Below are 519 nucleotides of genomic sequence, written 5' to 3'. Positions count from 1 at the left end.
GGGTCCGTCCCCGCCGGCACCCCTCCCCGTGGCGGGCACGGCACGGGCAACTCCGGCAGCGGTGATGACCTCGGTGCGGTCCCGGTCGAGGTCAACCTGCTCGTGGCCGCCGTCGCCCCCGGTGTGCGTTCCTCCGTCGGTCCCACGCATCCCGGGTGCGGTCATGTCATCCTCCCCGGTCACACCGGGACCGGGGAAGCCTCCCGGGACCGCTGTGGCGTCCGTCGTGTCAGTGTCCTCGTCCTCTGCCTGCGGGGCGGCAGCGATGGTCGTCGCGGCGGCCTCTCCGGTCCCGTCCGACCCGGTGGTGTCCTGCACCTCCGAGGAGTGGTCGTCCGCGGGGGGCGTGGCACCCGGCCCCTTCCGTGCTCCCGTCGCCTCCCCGTCGCCCGCACTGAGCTCGTCGGGCGTCCCGTCCCCGGCGGGGGCATCTCCGGGCAGTGCCCGGGCACGTTCGAACATGCTGGTCGTGGAGTTGCGCAACGCCTGACTGGTACGGCCCAGCCAGCCCGAGAAGGA

Annotated in this window: 1 protein-coding gene; it reads right to left on the bottom strand. The window is 74.0% G+C overall.

The features are described from left to right. Positions 1 to 519: hypothetical protein (locus BQ9890_RS15960; protein WP_230297918.1), on the bottom strand; the 519-nt coding region annotated here is incomplete at both ends.

Origin of the sequence: Actinomyces provencensis (assembly GCF_900155435.1) — a bacterium.
GTDB classification, from domain to species: domain Bacteria; phylum Actinomycetota; class Actinomycetes; order Actinomycetales; family Actinomycetaceae; genus Pauljensenia; species Pauljensenia provencensis.
The sequence above is the reverse complement of the archived record's forward strand: the minus strand, read 5'-3'. Positions and strand labels throughout refer to the sequence as shown.